Below are 15,347 nucleotides of genomic sequence, written 5' to 3'. Positions count from 1 at the left end.
GGCCTAGGACCGTGGTGAGCGATGGGTGGTGGTCGGTGGGTGAGGCGCTGGAGCGGATCGACCGGCTCGACCCGGAGCTGTGCGCGTTCATCGAGGTGTGGCACGCGGGGGCGCGGGCCCGGGAACGCGCGGTGGATCGCCAACTGCCGCTGGCGGGGCTGCCGTTCGCGGTGAAGGGCCCGACGGGAATCCGCTCGTACGCGGCGCGGCGGCTGATCACGGCCGGGGCGGTGCCGGTCGGCTCGACGGCGGTGCCGGGGGCGGGGACGTACTGGCAGACCTGGGGCCTGGGCGCCCACGGCCGTACGGTCAATCCCTACCGCGCCGACCGCACGCCCGGTGGTTCGTCGGCGGGTTCGGCGGTGGCGGTCGCCGCGGGCATGGTGCCGCTGGCGACGGGGAGCGACGGGGCGGGGTCGGTGCGGATTCCGGCGGCGTGGTGCGGGGTGTTCGGTCTGAAGACGACGAGGGGGCTGCTGCCGTCTCCTGACCGCACGGGGCTGGCGACGGCGGGGGTGCTGACGCGGCGGGTGGGGGACGCGCGGCTGTATCTGCGGTGCGTGCTGGACGGGTACGAGGATGCGCCCCACGTGCGGACACCGGTGCGTGCCACGTACTCGCCGGGTCTCGGCTTCGCGCGGACGGATCCAGCGGTGGACGCGGTGGTGCGGGCGGCGGTGGCCCGGCTGGTGGCGGCCGGGGCCGTACGGCTCGACGGTGCCCCCGATTCTTCCCTGTCGCTGCTCGACCCGCGCGAGACGTGGCTTGCGGTACGCGGCGGCGAGCCGCCCCGGACGGCGGGCGCGGGTGGGGGCTGCGGCGCGGATGTGCGGGAGGAGAACGACCGGCGGCTCGACGCGTACTTCGCGCGTACGCCGCTGCTGCTCAGCCCGGTGACACCGAACCGTCCGCACGGCCACGAGGGGCCGGGCCCCGACGTCTACTCGACGGCACTGACCTGGGCGTTCAATCTGAGCGGCCATCCGGCGGCGAGCCTGCCCGCCGGATTCACGCCGGACGGCTGCCCGGTGGGACTCCAACTGGTGGCGGCGCGGGGGGCGGACGTCCCGCTCCTCGAAATCGCGCGTGTCGCCGAGGAGGCCCTGCCTATCGTGCGCCCATGACGACATCCTCGGCCGCCCCGGTCGGCCAACCCGCTTACGAACTCGCCCAGGTGAATATCGCGCGCCTCAAACACCCCCTGGACTCCGTCGAGTTGAAGGGATTCGTGGACGCTCTCGACCCCGTGAACGCGGTCGCCGACGCGTCCGACGGCTTCGTGTGGAGACTCCAGAGCGACACGGGCAACGCCACCGACGTCCCGGTCTTCGGCGACGAGTGGCTGATCATGAATCTGACGGTGTGGCGCGACATCGACGCGCTGAAGGCCTTCATGTACCAGGGGCGGCACCGCGAGTTGCTCGCCAGGCGCTTCGAGTGGTTCGAGCGCGTCGAGGAGGCGATGACGACGCTGTGGTGGGTGGCGGCGGGTGTCCGCCCGACCGCGCGGGACGCGGAGCTGCGGCTTATGAGTCTGCGCGAACACGGCCCGACGGCGCACGCGTTCACGCTCCGGAAGACCTTCGGGCCGGGCGAGTAGCGCGGGAGCGGCCAACACGCGTTGTTGGACAGCGAGTCGACAAGTGGTGCGGAGGGGATTGACGAGAGCTACTGACAGGAAGTCTCATAAGAGGGTCGAGACCGTACCCCCGGTAACCCCAGTCATGAGGTGCTCTCAGCCATGACAGCAGCGCACGAACGCGATGTGACGGCCACGCCCGCGCGGGACGAGGGCGGAGGCGGGGGCGGCGTGCTCCACGCCGAGCGCCGCGACGACGACGGAGCGCGTGACATCCAGCTCCTGCGCGACGCGCTGGGCCCGCTCAGGGACCGCGAACAGGTCGCGCTGCGCCTCCTCGAAGCCTCGGCCAAGCACTCCTTCGACCCGGACAAGGACCTCGACTGGGAGGCCCCGGCGGAGGACGGCAAGTGGTTCTGGCCGCCGGAGCTGGTCTCCCTCTACGACACCCCGATGTGGCGGAAGATGTCCGAGGACCAGCGGATGGACCTCGCCCGCCACGAGGCCGCGTCACTCGCCTCCCTCGGCATCTGGTTCGAGATCATCCTGATGCAGCTGCTGGTCAGGCACATCTACGACAAGTCGGTGACCAGCAACCACGTGCGCTACGCGCTCACCGAGATAGCGGACGAGTGCCGGCACTCGATGATGTTCGCCAAGATGATCCAGAAGGGCGGCGCCCCGGCGTACCCGGTCCCCCGCGTCTACCACAACGTCGCGCGCGTGCTGAAGACCGTCTCCACGACCCCGGGTTCGTTCGCCGCGACACTCCTGGGCGAGGAGATCCTGGACTGGATGCAGCGCCTGACGTTCCCGGACGAGCGCGTCCAGACGCTGGTACGCGGCGTGACCCGCATCCACGTGGTGGAGGAGGCCCGCCACGTCCGCTACGCCCGCGAGGAACTGCGCCGCCAGATGGTCACGTCCCCCCGCTGGGAACAGGAACTGACCCGCCTCACGGCCGGCCAGGCGGCCCGCGTCTTCTCGGTCTGCTTCGTGAACCCCCAGGTCTACGACAACGTCGGCCTGGACCGTCGCGAGGCCGTGGCCCAGGTCCGTACGAGCCCCCACCGCCGCGAGGTGATGCAGTCGGGCGCGAAACGCCTGACGGACTTCCTCGACGACATCGGGGTCATGCGGGGCACGGGCCGACGGCTCTGGAAGGCGTCGGGGCTGCTGGCGTGAAGACGGTGGGGCCGGGGGGACTCCCCCGGCCCCGCCCGGCACGACAGCCGGCCCGCCTCGGTCAGTGCTTCGCCCGGCGGCGCAGGACCAGCGTGGTGCCCGCCGCGGCCACCGTCACCAGCGCCGCGCCCGCCCAGATCTTCGTGCTGTCCATGTCCGTGACGCTGCCGCCCAGGCCACCGCGGGCACCCATGGACGGGTTCGGGCTCGGGCTGGGGCTCGACGTCGCGCGGACCGTGAAGGTGAACGAGGAGGGCCCGCCGTTCGGGCAGGCGATGGTGATCGTGTGGCTGCCCGCGCGGGCGTCACGGCGGACGGTGCCCGTGCCCCGGTAGGTACCGTTCGAGCCCGCGGACAGCACGACCGAGCCCGTGAAGGCGCCGGAGGAGGCCGTCACCGTGCTGGCGTCGCAGCCGCCGTTGAGCGCGAGCGAGACCGAGGAGCCGGCGGTCGCCGGGTTCGGGGTGACCGTGAGGGTGGGCCGGGTGTCGGCATGGACCGTCGCCGCACCCATGCCCAGGGCCAGGGAGGACAGGGCAGCGGTGGTGAGGATGCGAACAGGGCGCATGGTGGGGATCTCCGCTTCCTTGGCACGGTGCGGGCATCTGCCACCCGCTCGGGGAACCGGGCCGTGGCCTTCATAAAAGGCAGACACACCGTCAAGCGGCGCGCCGAGGCCGGGCGCCCCGTTCCGTCGAACAGCTCAGCGCGGACCGCTAAGCCGCTGGTCGCGGAGGTGGGACGGGTACGGGCGGCGGGGAGACGGCCGTACGCCGCGGGGGTGACCGGCGTCCGCCCCGGCCGGGCGCTGCGCGACACTGGCGAGGTGAGAAGCGAAGAGACCGTCTTTGTCGGTGGGCCGCTCGACGGTCGCGTACTGCCCGTGCTGACCGGGCCGACCGGGCAGCCGCCGAAGTGGTACGAGGTGCCCGTGCCGGACGCCGCCGGCGGGCCGCCCACCGTACTGGCGTACCGGCGCGCCCCCGCCGGGTACACCAAGCGGCTCGGGATCCAGCGCGGCTGGAAGTACGAGTACGTCCCCGAGGGGCGCGAGCGGCGCACTCTCAAGTGGCCCTGGTCCAAGCCCGGCCACGGCTGAGCGTTCGGCGGTTCGGGGCAGGATCGCGAACTCGATGGCCACACACGGTCACATATGGTGCGGCAGGCGCGATTTGTCGGGCACCATCTAGGATCGACCAGGCCGGAGACGACCTCCCGGCAGAGCGACCAGGGGGCTTTTCGCGTGATGGAACCGCTGCGGCACGACGACCCACGCCTTGTCGGCCCTTACACCGTGCTGGCGCGGTACCGGGAGTCGGCGAGCGCCGTGCGCTATCTGGCGTACGGCGCGAACGGCGCCACCGCCGTCGTCTCCGTCGCCCGGCCGGCCCTCGCCGCCCTGCCCGCCTTCCAACGGCGCTTCCAGGCCGAGGCGCGCACCGCCGAGCGGCTGGCCGGCGGGTGGGTGCAGCCACTGCTCGACTCCCGGACGGACGCGGCCGGGACGGACCTGCTCTGGACCGCGAGCGACTACGTCCCCGCGCTCACGCTCGGCGAGGCAGTCGCCGTCGCCGGTCCGCTGCCCGAGCGTGCCGTACGGATACTGGGCGCCGCGCTCGCCGAGACGCTGTCGCGGGTCCACGCGACCGGAGCCGTGCTGCACGGACTCGCGCCCGACACCGTGACCCTCGCCGCCGACGGGCCGCGCCTGACCGCCTTCGGGGCGCTGGGCGCCGCCGCGTCGGCGGAGGCGGCCGAGGGCGGGCGGCTGTCCGTACGGCTGGGGTATCTGACCCCGGAGCAGCTGGACGGCGAGGTGCCGGGGCCACCGTCCGACATCTTCGTGCTGGGTCTGCTGCTCGCGTACGCGGCCACCGGTACGACGCCCCTCGCCGAAGGGCCGCCCGACGCGGCGGCCGAACGCATCGCGCACGGGACGGCCGAACTCGACGGTGTGGCCGAGGAGTTGCGGCCGATCGTCGCGCGCTGTCTGGCGAAGGAGCCGGGCGAGCGGCCGACGGCCGGGACCGTCGCGGCGGAACTGGCGCTGGAGGGGGCGGCAGCGGCGGCGTCCGCCGTGCCGGGCGGCTGGCTGCCCGACGCGCTGTCGGCGTCGATCGCCGAACAGGCCGCCCGGGTCGACGCCCTGCACGCGCCTTTGGAGAGTCCGGCGGACAGGGTGACGGAGGACCGCGCTCCGGAGGGGCCGACGGACGCCGTCGCCGGGGCGCCTGCCGGCTCCGCGCCCGAGCCCGACACCCGCACCACCCGCATCGGCCGTCCCCGGACCGCGTCCGGCAGCGAGAGCGGTGTCGTCGACCGGCCGACAGCCGCCCTGTCGGTGCCCCGTGCCCGGCCCGAGCCGACCGCGCTGCCGCTGCCCCCGGCCGCCGCCCCGGTGCCGCAGCAGTCCCAGCCGCTCCCGCCGGGACCACCAGGACAGCCGGGACAGCCGGGGCCGCCCGCCCTGCCACCGGGGCCGGCTCCGGTCCCGGCCGCCGCGACAGGTTCCGCCTCGGGCCGGCTGGCCGCGCTGCGCCGGGGACCGCTCGGGCAGCCCCTCGGGCGCCGCGCGCTCATCACGGGCCTGGTCGCGGGCGCCGCCGGGCTGGTGATCGGCAGCGGGGGCGTACTCGCGCTGGCCGAGGACGAGCCGTCCGGCGACACCGACAGCAAGCCCGGCAAGGACACCCGCAAGGGCCTCACGGGGCTGCCGCCCGAGGCGCTGTGGGCGTACGAGCAGAAGGTGGCGGCCGACGAGGTCCTGAACGCCGCCGTCATCGGTGGCCGGACCCTCGTCCTGACGACGAAGTCGGGCGCGACCGGCGTGGACGTGCGCACCGGCAAGCGGCTCTGGCGGAACGCCGATGCCGCGGCCCTCCACCAGGCGCTGCCCGCCTCCGGCGGACTCGTCTTCGTCGCCGGGGCGACCGGTCTGCTCTGGATCTCGGCCGCCTCCGGCGAGGTGAAGCACCAGGTCGACTACGCGGACGGCATCGCCGACGCGCCGGGTCTCGGCGTCGCGGGCATCGCCGGGAGCAGTGACGGCCAGGTCTGGTTCACCGGATCGCACCGGGCCGGTACGGGGAAGACGGCCACGGTCCGCACCCATCTCTTCGCCTTCGATCTGACGACCCGTAAGGAGCTGTGGCGCTCCGCGATCTCCAACGGCCGCGCCCCGTTGACCCCCGTGTACCAGCTGATCGCCGTGCGCGAGGCGGACATCGTGGTGCGCCAGGACGCCAAGTCGCTGTTGCCGGCCCAGGTCAAGGCGGGCAAGGGCAAGTCGGTCTACCACTGCTTCAGCCGCGTCGACGGCAAGCTGGCCTGGTCGAAGTCGTTCGGCGCGGTGCCGCCCACGGGTGGTTCGGCGGGCGACGCGACGGGCCGGCTGTTCGCGGCGGCGGCCGACCAGTTGTACGCGTACGACACCGCCGACGCCAAGCAGTTGTGGCGCAGGTCGGGCGCGCCGAGGGTGCCGGGGCAGAACTCCTTCGCCTTCGGCACCGGAACCCTCCTCGGCTCCACGCTCTACATCGCCAACCGGTACCAGGAGGTGTACGCGATCGACCCCGAGTCCGGTGTGGAGCGCTGGAAGGGCACGACCGAGGGTCCGGCCTGGAACGGTGTCCCCCGGATCACGCTGAGCGAGAGCGGCCGGACGGTGCTGTCGGCCGACGGGCTCCAGGTGACCGCGTTCGGGGCGAAGGACGGCAGGCGGCTCTGGAAGTTCCAGAACGCCGGCGGGCCCGCCCCCTCCCCCGACGCCGACGGCGCGGCCGTGGTGGCGCCCGCCTATCAGCCGCTGATGGCCGGGAAGACCGCGGTGATCCGGCGCGGAGGCACCTTCTACGCGCTGCCGGTCGACTGACGCGGGAGCCCGGTCCGCACAAGCCGCCGCGCCGGGGGCCGTCACATCGGCCCGCCGGGGGTGACGACGTGCCGCCGTATCGCCCAATTGTGCGCTAAGCACACGAGGGCAGCACAAATGACGCCGCATCATCGCCTTGGGGATCGGACAGGCCGTCCCGCAAACGGAGGTGATGGTGTGTCAGGCAGGCTTCTGCGGTCGATCTGTACGGCGGCTCTCGCCGTCCTCGCGGCGGTCCCGTGCGCGGCGCCGGCCGGCGCCGAACCCACTCCCGTCGCCGTGCCCGAAGGCACACCCGAAGACGTCCCCGTCGACGTTCACGGGAGCACCGCCGGGAGCACCGCCGAGAACGCCCCGGAGAGCGGCCCAAGCGGCGACGGCGCACCACGCGACGTCTCCGAACTGCTCACCGAGATGCGCAGGCTGTACCAGCAGGCCGAGGAGGCCACCGAGGCCTACAACGCCACCGAGGTGAAGCTCACCGCCCAGCGGGCCGAGGCGAAGAAGGTCGGCGCGGGCCTCACCGACGCCCGCAAGGCGCTGGTCCGCAGCCGCGCCCAGGCGGGGCTGCTGGCCCGCCGGCAGTACCAGGGCACCTCGGAACTCTCCTCCTACGTCCAGCTCCTGCTCACCGACGACCCTCAACGCGCCCTCGACCAGAAGCATCTGATGGACCGTGCGCAGCGCGACCGGCTGTCGACCGTCGCGCGGCTGACGAACGGCGAGAGGCGCGCCGACACCCTCGCGGCACGGTCCCGGAAGGCACTGGACGAGCAGAAGGCACTGGCCGCGAAGCAGAAGAAGCAGCGCGACACGGTCAAGGCGAAGCTGACGGACGTCGAGAAGATGCTCGCGTCGCTCACCACCGAGCAGATCGCCGCGATCGCCGAACGCGAGGACGCCGACACCGACAAGGCGCAGGAGAAGCTGATCACCTCCGGCGCGCTCGGCCAGGCGGCCGGCGGGGACACGAGCATCGGCACGAGCCCGCGGGCGCCGTCGGCCGAGGGCGACGAGGCGCTGACGTACGCCGTCGAACAGATCGGCAAGCCCTACCAGTGGGGCGCGGACGGTCCGGAGGCGTACGACTGCTCGGGACTGACCTCGCGGGCCTGGACGCGCGCCGGGGTCGCCGTGCCCCGTACGAGCCAGGAGCAGTGGGCCGAGCTGGAGAGGGTGCAGCTGAGCGAGCTGCGTCCGGGCGATCTGGTGGTGTACTTCCCGAAGGCCACCCATGTGGCGATGTACCTCGGCGACGGGAAGGTGATTCACGCCCCGCGTCCGGGGGCCCGGGTGAAGGTCTCCCCCATCGCGTCGAACCCGCTGCTCGGCGCCGTACGGCCGGACCCGGACGCCGGGTCGCTCGACACGGCGTCGTACGTACCGCCGGAGCTGCCGCCGGGCGCCACCGAGGGCGACGACACCGGCAACGACTCGGAATCCGCGCCCACGTCCACGCCCGCGGGCCGGACTTTCTAGCGGGGCCCGTCAGTCGGTCGCGGCCTCGTCGACCGCCGCCAGATACGCCTCGGTCTTCCGCGCGTCGTAGAAGAAGTTCTCGAAGTCCGACGGATCGTCGAAGCCGTTCGCGAACCGGTCCGCGACCGGCTGGAGCCGGGACGCCGCCCCGAACATGTTCAGCACATGCTCGGGCGGCGGGGCGAGCATCGTGTTCGTCCACTTCGTGGCGTGCCGCGCGCTCTCCCAGTGGCGGTCGAACGTCGCCTGCATCCACGCCTCGTCGAACTCCCGGTCGCCGTGCGACACGATCGACTCCAGATACGAGGCGGCGCACTTCGAGGCCGAGTTGGAGCCCTGGCCGGTGACGGGATCGTTCGCGACGACGACGTCGGCGACCCCGAGGACCAGCCCGCCGCCCGGCAGCCGTCCGATCGGATGCCGGACGGTGGGCGTGTAGCGGCCGGCCAACGTGGCGTTCGCGTCGGTCAGTTCGACCTTGGTGGCGCGGGCGTACTCCCAGGGCGTGTACCGCTCCATCAGCTCCAGCGTCAGCGAGAGATGGTCCGCCGGGTCCCTGATGCCCTCGAAGACGTCGAGCGGTCCGCCCGGTACGCCCTCCCAGAACAGGATGTCGGCCCGGCCGGTGAAGGTCAGCGTCGGCATCACGAACAGCTCGCCGACGCCGGGCACGAGATTGCAGCGGACGGCGTCGAACTCCGGGTGTTCGGGGCGCGGGCCCAGACCGTGGACGTACGCGACGGAGAGCGCCCGCTGCGGCGTGGCGTACGGGGAGCGGGAGGCGTCCCTGGCGAACATCGCGACCAGTTCGCCCTTGCCGGCCGAGACGAGGACGAGGTCGTAGGCGCGCGAGAAGTAGTCGAGATCGGACACGGCCGCGCCGTGGATGACGAGTTGGCCGCCGCGCTGGGCGAACGTCTCCATCCAGCCGGCCATCTTCACCCGTTGGTCGACGGACTGGGCGATCCCGTCCAGCATGCCCACCCAGTCGACCGGGCGGGAGGAGTCGGGCGCGGCGACCGAGACGCCGAGGCCCTCGACACGCGGGGCCTGGGACTCCCAGAAGCCGAGCTGGAGGTCACGCTCGTGCTGGAGGGCGGTGTGGAACATGCACTGGGTCGACATGACCCGGCCGCACCGGATCTCGTCCGCCGTGCGGTTGGACATCAGAGTGATCTCGTAGCCGAGCGACTGAAGTCCGAGGGCGAGCTGGAGGCCGGACTGGCCGGCTCCGACGACGAGTATCTTCCGCATGGCGGGTTCTCCGTTTGTCTGCTTCCTACTGGTTGTCACTGCCCGCTGCGGGCTAGGTCGTGTCTGCAAAGTGGCGCCGTCCGCCCGCAGGGCGGTGCCCGCGGCGGCTGGTGCGGTGCATCGCGAGGCGGAGGATCGGTCTTGTGGATGGACCAGCCGTACTCGGCCGACTCCGACAACGCGGCGAGGCGCCGTGCCAGGCGTCGCGGGCCAGGCGGGACTTCGAAGACACGGCCTAGGTCCTGTCCGGCGCTTCGAGGGCGTGACCCACCAGGGTCAGCAGCGATTCGACGACCGTGATCCGTTTACGCGCGTCCATGATCATCACGGGTACGCCCACCGGTACCGACAGCGCCTCCCGTACGTCCCGGACCTCGAACGACTCGGTGCCCTCGAAGTGGTTGACGGCCACCACGTACGGCAGGCCGCGGCTCTCGAAGTAGTCGAGCGCCGGGAAGCAGTCGGCGAGCCTGCGGGTGTCGGCCAGGACGACGGCGCCGATCGCGCCGCGCACCAGGTCGTCCCACATGAACCAGAAACGCTGCTGACCGGGGGTGCCGAAGACGTACAGCACGAGGTCGTCGTCGAGCGTGAGGCGGCCGAAGTCCATCGCGACGGTCGTGGTGGTCTTCTCGGGGGTGGCCGCGAGATCGTCGGTCCCCTCACTGGCGCTGGTCATCACGGCCTCGGTGCGCAGCGGCCTGACCTCGGAGACCGATCCGACGAAGGTCGTCTTGCCGACACCGAAGCCGCCCGCGACCACGATCTTGGTCGCTATGGGTGCCCTCGTGCGGTCCAACTGCCAGTCGCGCGGCGCTTCTTCCCCGGCGTCCCGCACGTCCGACGAGTCAGAGGCGGCGGAGTCCACCCAGCACCCTTTCCAGCAACGCCCGGTCGGGGTGGTCGCTGCCGTGACCGGTCCCGTACACCCGGACCCTTCCCTGGTCGGCCAGATCGCTGAGCAGGACCCGGACGACTCCCAGCGGTATCTTGAGCAGCGCCGAGATCTCGGCGACCGTCCGCATCCGTCTGCACAGTTCGACGATGGCGCGCATCTCCGGCATGACGCGCGACGCGGGCCCGTCGCCGTTCGTCAACTCCTTGCGCTCCTCGGGAGCTTCGAGCGCGGCGACGAACGTCTCGACCAGCAGCACATGCCCGAAGCGCGTTCTGCCACCCGTCAGGGAGTACGGGCGAACGCGCGCGATGCGGCGGTCCGTGCCGCGCGACGGAAGCCCGAGGGCACCGGGCCCACGAACGGGCCCGGACGAAGACGCCGGCCCCGACATCGACGCCGACACCGATGTCATTGGGCGCTCTCCATCGACTTGCGCAGCTCGCTGCGGAGTTCGGGGGTGAGTACGTGTCCGGCGCGGCCGACGAACATCGCCATGTGGTAGGCGACGACGTGCATGTCGCAGTCGGCGCCGGCGTGCAGGCCGAGCAGCGAACCGTCGCTGATCGACATGACGAAGACGGTGCCCTCCGCCATGGCGACCATCGTGTGCTTGACGCCGCCGGTGTCCATCAGCTCGGCGGCGCCGAGGGTGAGACTGCTGATGCCGGAGATGATGGTGGCGAGGTCGGCGCTGGAGCCGCGCGGGCTCTCGCTCCCGGCCTCGCTGTCCGGCGCGTCGTGCCGCGCGGGGTCCGAGGACAGCAGCAGGAGTCCGTCGGACGAGACGACCGCCACGGAGCGTGCTCCCCGCACCTCCTCGACGAGATTCGTCAACAGCCAGTGGAGATTGCGGGCTTCGCTACTCAGTCCGAATGTGCCGGTCGCCGTCAACTGCGTGCCTCCTCGACAGTTTCCCCCGTCTCATGCGTACGCGCGTCGGTCCCCTCCGCCGCTTCCGTCTGCCGCGGTACTGAACTGTTCTGCTTCTGCACTTCGGTCTGCTCCAAGAGCTCGGCGTCGGCGTCGCGCTTGCCGGCCTTGGCTCCCCGGTGAAAGCCACCGAGCCTGCGGCGCAGCGCGTCCGCGTCGACGCTACCCGTCCGATCGTCCGTCGTGGAGGCGGACTTGACCGCTTTCGGGGTGCGCTTGGGCAGTCCCTTGTCGGTGACGGCGGGCGGGCCGGCGTCGGTGACCGGCTCCGTTGACGTCTCGGCGGACGGCTCCGCCTCGTCCGTCCCGCCCGTCTCGTCCGTCCGATCCGTCTCTTCCGTCTCAGGGGCTGAGACAGCCGGGGCGTCGGCCACGTCGGTGACGTCGTCCGCGCTGTCGTCCGCGTTGTCGTCAGTGACGTCGTCCGCGGCATCGGCGACCCGCTCGTGCGTGTCGGGGCCGATGGCGTACGGGTCGTCGGCCGGGTCCTCGGGCGCCGTCACCAACGGGTCACGGTCCGAACGGCCGGGCAGCACATTGGAGTTGGCCTCCGCCACCGATCCCGGCAGCGTCAGCACCGGCGCCGCGCCCGCCGACGTCACCCGGTGCGGTGCCGCGATCGGCCCGGCCGACGGCAGCAGGGCCTGCGGCAGTACGACGACCGCCGCGATCCCGCCCTGCTGGTGCTCGCGCAGCGTGATCTCCACGCCGTGGCGCGTGGCGAGCAGGGCGGCGACGCGCAGACCGAGCCCGTCCCCTTCGCCATCGGCGGTGGCGGTGGCGGTGGCGGTGGCGGTCTGCTTCACGGCCTTGGCCGTCTCCGCCTGCTTCGACTTCGGCTTGGCCTTCGACTTCGACGGCTCGTGCGCGTCCGGGTCGGCGAGCCGCTCGTTGAGTTCGGCGATCCGCGCCGCCGACATGCCGATGCCCCGGTCCTGCACGGAGAGCATCGCGTCACCGCTCTCCAGCAGCCAGCCCGAGAGTTCGACCCGGGTGTCGGGCGGCGAGAACGACGTGGCGTTCTCCAGGAGTTCGGCGACGAGATGGCTGATGTCGTCCGCGGCGAAGCCGGCCAGCTGGGCGTGCGGCGGCAGCGACCGGATGGTGATGCGCTCGTACTTGTCGATCTCGCTGACAGCCGCGCGCAGGACGTCGACGAGCGGCACGGGGCCCGCGTAACTCCCGCCGTACTCGTGCCCGGCGAACATCAGCATGTTCTCGCTGTGCCGGCGCATCACCGTGGCCATGTGGTCGATCTGGAAGAGGACACCGAGCCGGTCCGGGTCCTGTTCGCGCTCCTCCAAGGTCTCGATGACACCGAGTTGACGCTCCACGAGACCGAGCGTGCGCAGCGAGAGATTGACGAACGTGTGGTGGACGGTGTGCCGCAGCGCTTCGAGTTGCGCGGTGATGTCGGCCGCCCGCTGCTGGAGTTCGGTGCGCTGGTCGGCCATCGACTGCCGGGCGCCGATCAGTCCGGTGCGGTCGCTGTTGAGCTTCTCGGCGCGGGCGGACACGTCGAGGAACTTGGCGTGCAGGCTGTTGAGCGACCGGACGACCTGGCCGAACTCGTCGTTGCGGCCGGTGAAGCGGACCGGTTCCCCGGTCGCGGGCTCGGCGGCCAGACGGGCCGCTCCGATACGGACGACGGCGAGCGGTCTGGTGAGCGTACGGGCGATGGCGGTGGACACCCCGACCGAGACGATCAGCAGGCCGCCGAGGAGGGCGATGCCGAGCTCCAGCGAGGTGACTCCGTCGTCGCGGAGCTGCTCCAGCCGCTTGAGCTGGCTGGAACCGATGCCCGACTCGACTCCGCGCATCTGCTCGATGCGGCTGGACAGCGACGACTCGACCTTCTCCTGATTGGCGTCGCGGTCGCTGTCGGACAGCTCGGGGCTGTCGGTGAGGCGGGTCAGATACTTCTCCGCCGCCGTCACCTCGGGACCGGTGACGGTCGTCGCGAGGGAGTCGCGCGCCCTGGCGCCCGCCGACTGGTCGAAGTCGGCGAGGGAGGCGAGTTCATGGACGCGGGCCTGCTGGGCGGCGGCGCTGAGCGCGTCGCGCGTGCGGTCGCTCTCGGCGGCGTCCCCGTCGTCGGCCGGCTGGACGGGGAGGCCGGTGACGGGGTCGAACCGCGGCTCGGCGCTCTCCGGCGCCGGGACGGCGAGCGCGGCCAGCAGCAGACCGCGGGTGGCCGACGCCTGCTCGACGGCGCGGCCGAGCGCGGCGGGGGCACGGGTGCCGTCGGCGGCCTCGGGGGGCGTCTGCTCGGCGACCTCGTCGCTGATGGCGTGCAGTTTGGCGATGACGTCCGTGTAGGCCTGGTACGCCTCCAGGGCGGCGCCCTTGCCGGTGAGGGCGGTGCGGCGGATGGACGGGACGGTGGACAGGTCCCTGCGCAGTCCGGGGGAGGCGGACTCGTCGATCTCGTCGATCTGCCGGTCGACGCGGGTGGCCGGGTCGCCGCCCGGGGCGCCGTCGGCCCCGTCGTCGTCCGCCCCGTCCTTTTCGCCGTCGGCCTTGTCGCTCTCGGCCTCCTCGCGGCCCCCGGCGATGTGTACGACGACTTCGTCGCGCTCGTCGGCGAGGGAGTGGGCGAGGACGGCCGTCTGCCGGTTCAGCTCGGCGAGGGTGACCAGGCGCTGGGTGTCGGTCAGTTCGGCCGATGCGGCCAGGACGGCGGGCAGACCCGCCGCCACGACGGTGACACCGACGACGGCGACCGCGGCGACGAGCCGGCTGCGTACCCGTACGGGCCGGCCGGCCGGAACCTCGGGGGCGTCGGCGGAACCGGCCGTCCCCGTCTTACGGGGCTCTGCCGAGCCCTGGGACCCGCCGCGCGTGCCGCCCTTGCCCCGAGGCCGCTTCTTCTGCACCGGTGCTCGCATTCTTGACTCGTCCGCCCATGAAGCAGAGGTGACGTCCGGTCACACCGGACAACCCCTCCACCCCTGGCACGGCTTCCGACCATTCCAGCGTTTCTCGGAGGGGGCGCGTTTCGGCTGCTCCGCCACCTGAACGAGTGAACATCAAGGAGGAGTTGGCGAACAACTCGCGCGAGCGCGCGTCCACGGTGCGCACGGTGGGGCGGTTGGAAGTTACGCGTGAGCTTTGGCAAGATGCCCGGTCGCATCGACACGGAACTGATCATTCCGATCGTGGGGACGGTGACTCCGACGCCGCGCGGAGGAGCGCCCCGCACACCGGGCCGACGCGTGTCGCGGTACGCCGGCCGCCGCCTCCGTACCGAGGCGCACGTGCCCGCGCGGGCACGGCCGGACACCCCGCGGACACGGCCGAGGCGTCCGGCGGGGGCGGGCGGCCCGTCCGGCAGACTGGGGTCCATGCGCATCGACATCGCCACCGCCCCCGGCAGCCATCCCCGCCCGAACGAGGACTGGACAGCCGTGGCCGCGCCCTCGGCGGGCAGCGGCGGGACGCTGATCGCGCTGGACGGCGTGACGCCTCCGCCGAACGGTGACGGCTGTGTGCACGGCGTCCCGTGGTTCACCGCCCGGCTGGGCGGGGCGCTGACCGAACTGTCAGCCTCCCGGCGGGAGATGTCCCTCGCCGACGCCCTCGCGGAGTCGATCCGGCGTACGGCCGACGCCCACCGTGACACGTGTGACCTTTCTCACCCCCGAACGCCCCAGGCAACCGTCGTCATGGTGCGCTGGGACACGGACACGGTCGAGCACCTCGTCCTCTCGGACTCCACCCTCCTTCTGGAGTCGCCGGACGGTGCTGTGCGGGCCGTCGTGGACGACCGGCTGGACCGTGTCCCGCGCTCGGTCCGCCGGCAGGCCGCCGCGACGGACGCGCTGCGGAACGCCGAGGGCGGCTTCTTCACCGCGGCCGTCGACCCGGACGTGGCGGCGAAGGCCGTGACGGGGCGGACACCGGCCGCACAGGTACGTACCGCCGTGGCGCTCACCGACGGCGCCGCGCGCTGGGTCGAGGTGTTCCGGGAGGGCGACTGGGCGGACTGCCTGGCGCTCGTCAGGAAGAGCGGACCGCAGGAGCTGATCGACCGGGTGCGGGCGGCGGAGTCCGCGGACCCGGACGGGGTGGCCTTCCGGCGGGGCAAGCCGTACGACGACGCGACGGTCGTGTACGTGGAGCCGTAGGCCCCCTTCGGATGCGCCCCCGAG

The 15,347-nt window shown here is 72.5% G+C and carries 13 protein-coding genes; 7 read left to right on the top strand and 6 right to left on the bottom strand.

What is annotated here, in order from left to right; genetic code table 11:
- Positions 1-14 precede the first annotated feature (14 nt).
- From ACFWHU_RS11440 to ACFWHU_RS11430, 3 genes are all read left to right on the top strand, one after another.
- Entirely contained in the window at positions 15-1,124 is a 1,110-nt protein-coding gene (locus ACFWHU_RS11440) for an amidase family protein (RefSeq protein ID WP_387224696.1), read from the top strand.
- Positions 1,121-1,600, top strand: a complete 480-nt coding sequence (locus ACFWHU_RS11435) for a DUF3291 domain-containing protein (RefSeq protein ID WP_387224695.1) — start codon at positions 1,121-1,123, stop codon at positions 1,598-1,600. Before ACFWHU_RS11440 ends, ACFWHU_RS11435 begins: the two co-directional genes overlap by 4 nt.
- Before the next feature lie 141 nt (positions 1,601-1,741).
- Positions 1,742-2,764, top strand: a complete 1,023-nt coding sequence (locus ACFWHU_RS11430) for a diiron oxygenase (protein ID WP_385801766.1) — start codon at positions 1,742-1,744, stop codon at positions 2,762-2,764.
- Between the two features lie 61 nt (positions 2,765-2,825).
- Here ACFWHU_RS11430 and ACFWHU_RS11425 read toward each other — a convergent pair whose 3' ends face one another.
- Positions 2,826-3,332, bottom strand: coding sequence for a hypothetical protein (locus ACFWHU_RS11425; protein ID WP_387224694.1), 507 nt, complete (start codon positions 3,330-3,332; stop codon positions 2,826-2,828).
- Between the two features lie 258 nt (positions 3,333-3,590).
- Between ACFWHU_RS11425 and ACFWHU_RS11420 the strand changes: the two genes are divergently transcribed.
- From ACFWHU_RS11420 to ACFWHU_RS11410, 3 genes are all read left to right on the top strand, one after another.
- The gene (locus tag ACFWHU_RS11420) at positions 3,591-3,863 is read left to right on the top strand and encodes a hypothetical protein (protein ID WP_385801792.1); all 273 of its coding nucleotides are present in this window, start codon (positions 3,591-3,593) and stop codon (positions 3,861-3,863) included.
- A 147-nt stretch (positions 3,864-4,010) separates the two neighbouring features.
- Positions 4,011-6,635 carry a PQQ-binding-like beta-propeller repeat protein gene (locus ACFWHU_RS11415; RefSeq protein ID WP_387224835.1) on the top strand — a complete coding sequence of 875 codons (2,625 nt, stop codon included), beginning with the start codon at positions 4,011-4,013 and terminating at the stop codon, positions 6,633-6,635.
- 177 nt (positions 6,636-6,812) lie between these two features.
- A complete protein-coding gene (locus ACFWHU_RS11410; RefSeq protein ID WP_387224693.1) occupies positions 6,813-8,114 on the top strand; it encodes an NlpC/P60 family protein in 1,302 nt (433 codons plus the stop codon).
- A 9-nt stretch (positions 8,115-8,123) separates the two neighbouring features.
- On the opposite strand, the gene ACFWHU_RS11405 is transcribed toward ACFWHU_RS11410, so the two are convergent.
- From ACFWHU_RS11405 to ACFWHU_RS11385, 5 genes are all read right to left on the bottom strand, one after another.
- The gene (locus ACFWHU_RS11405) at positions 8,124-9,368 is read right to left on the bottom strand and encodes a styrene monooxygenase/indole monooxygenase family protein (protein ID WP_387224692.1); all 1,245 of its coding nucleotides are present in this window, start codon (positions 9,366-9,368) and stop codon (positions 8,124-8,126) included.
- 235 nt (positions 9,369-9,603) lie between these two features.
- Complete coding sequence (locus tag ACFWHU_RS11400; RefSeq protein ID WP_387224691.1) at positions 9,604-10,236, bottom strand: ATP/GTP-binding protein; 633 nt, start codon at positions 10,234-10,236, stop codon at positions 9,604-9,606.
- Positions 10,217-10,657, bottom strand: coding sequence for a DUF742 domain-containing protein (locus ACFWHU_RS11395; RefSeq protein ID WP_385801796.1), 441 nt, complete (start codon positions 10,655-10,657; stop codon positions 10,217-10,219). Before ACFWHU_RS11395 ends, ACFWHU_RS11400 begins: the two co-directional genes overlap by 20 nt.
- Before the next feature lie 17 nt (positions 10,658-10,674).
- Positions 10,675-11,157 carry a roadblock/LC7 domain-containing protein gene (locus tag ACFWHU_RS11390; RefSeq protein ID WP_385801775.1) on the bottom strand — a complete coding sequence of 161 codons (483 nt, stop codon included), beginning with the start codon at positions 11,155-11,157 and terminating at the stop codon, positions 10,675-10,677.
- Positions 11,154-14,072 carry a nitrate- and nitrite sensing domain-containing protein gene (locus ACFWHU_RS11385; RefSeq protein WP_387224833.1) on the bottom strand — a complete coding sequence of 973 codons (2,919 nt, stop codon included), beginning with the start codon at positions 14,070-14,072 and terminating at the stop codon, positions 11,154-11,156. The genes ACFWHU_RS11390 and ACFWHU_RS11385 overlap by 4 nt, the downstream gene beginning before the upstream one ends.
- 468 nt (positions 14,073-14,540) lie before the next feature.
- Here ACFWHU_RS11385 and ACFWHU_RS11380 point away from each other — a divergent pair, with 468 nt between their 5' ends.
- A complete protein-coding gene (locus ACFWHU_RS11380) occupies positions 14,541-15,323 on the top strand; it encodes a hypothetical protein (protein WP_387224690.1) in 783 nt (260 codons plus the stop codon).
- Positions 15,324-15,347: the final 24 nt, after the last annotated feature.

This window comes from Streptomyces sp. NPDC060366, from assembly GCF_042725135.1.
In the GTDB taxonomy this organism is placed as follows: Bacteria; Actinomycetota; Actinomycetes; order Streptomycetales; family Streptomycetaceae; genus Streptomyces.
The sequence above is the reverse complement of the archived record's forward strand: the minus strand, read 5'-3'. Positions and strand labels throughout refer to the sequence as shown.

Bases quoted from the DNA above. Each gene is read 5' to 3' on its own strand.
- ACFWHU_RS11415 (WP_387224835.1), top strand. From the start codon at position 4,011: ATGGAACCGCTGCGGCACGACGACCCACGCCTTGTCGGCCCTTACACC.
- ACFWHU_RS11395 (WP_385801796.1), bottom strand. From the start codon at position 10,657: ATGTCGGGGCCGGCGTCTTCGTCCGGGCCCGTTCGTGGGCCCGGTGCC.
- ACFWHU_RS11425 (WP_387224694.1), bottom strand. From the start codon at position 3,332: ATGCGCCCTGTTCGCATCCTCACCACCGCTGCCCTGTCCTCCCTGGCC.
- ACFWHU_RS11430 (WP_385801766.1), top strand. From the start codon at position 1,742: ATGACAGCAGCGCACGAACGCGATGTGACGGCCACGCCCGCGCGGGAC.
- ACFWHU_RS11405 (WP_387224692.1), bottom strand. From the start codon at position 9,368: ATGCGGAAGATACTCGTCGTCGGAGCCGGCCAGTCCGGCCTCCAGCTC.
- ACFWHU_RS11380 (WP_387224690.1), top strand. From the start codon at position 14,541: ATGCGCATCGACATCGCCACCGCCCCCGGCAGCCATCCCCGCCCGAAC.
- ACFWHU_RS11435 (WP_387224695.1), top strand. From the start codon at position 1,121: ATGACGACATCCTCGGCCGCCCCGGTCGGCCAACCCGCTTACGAACTC.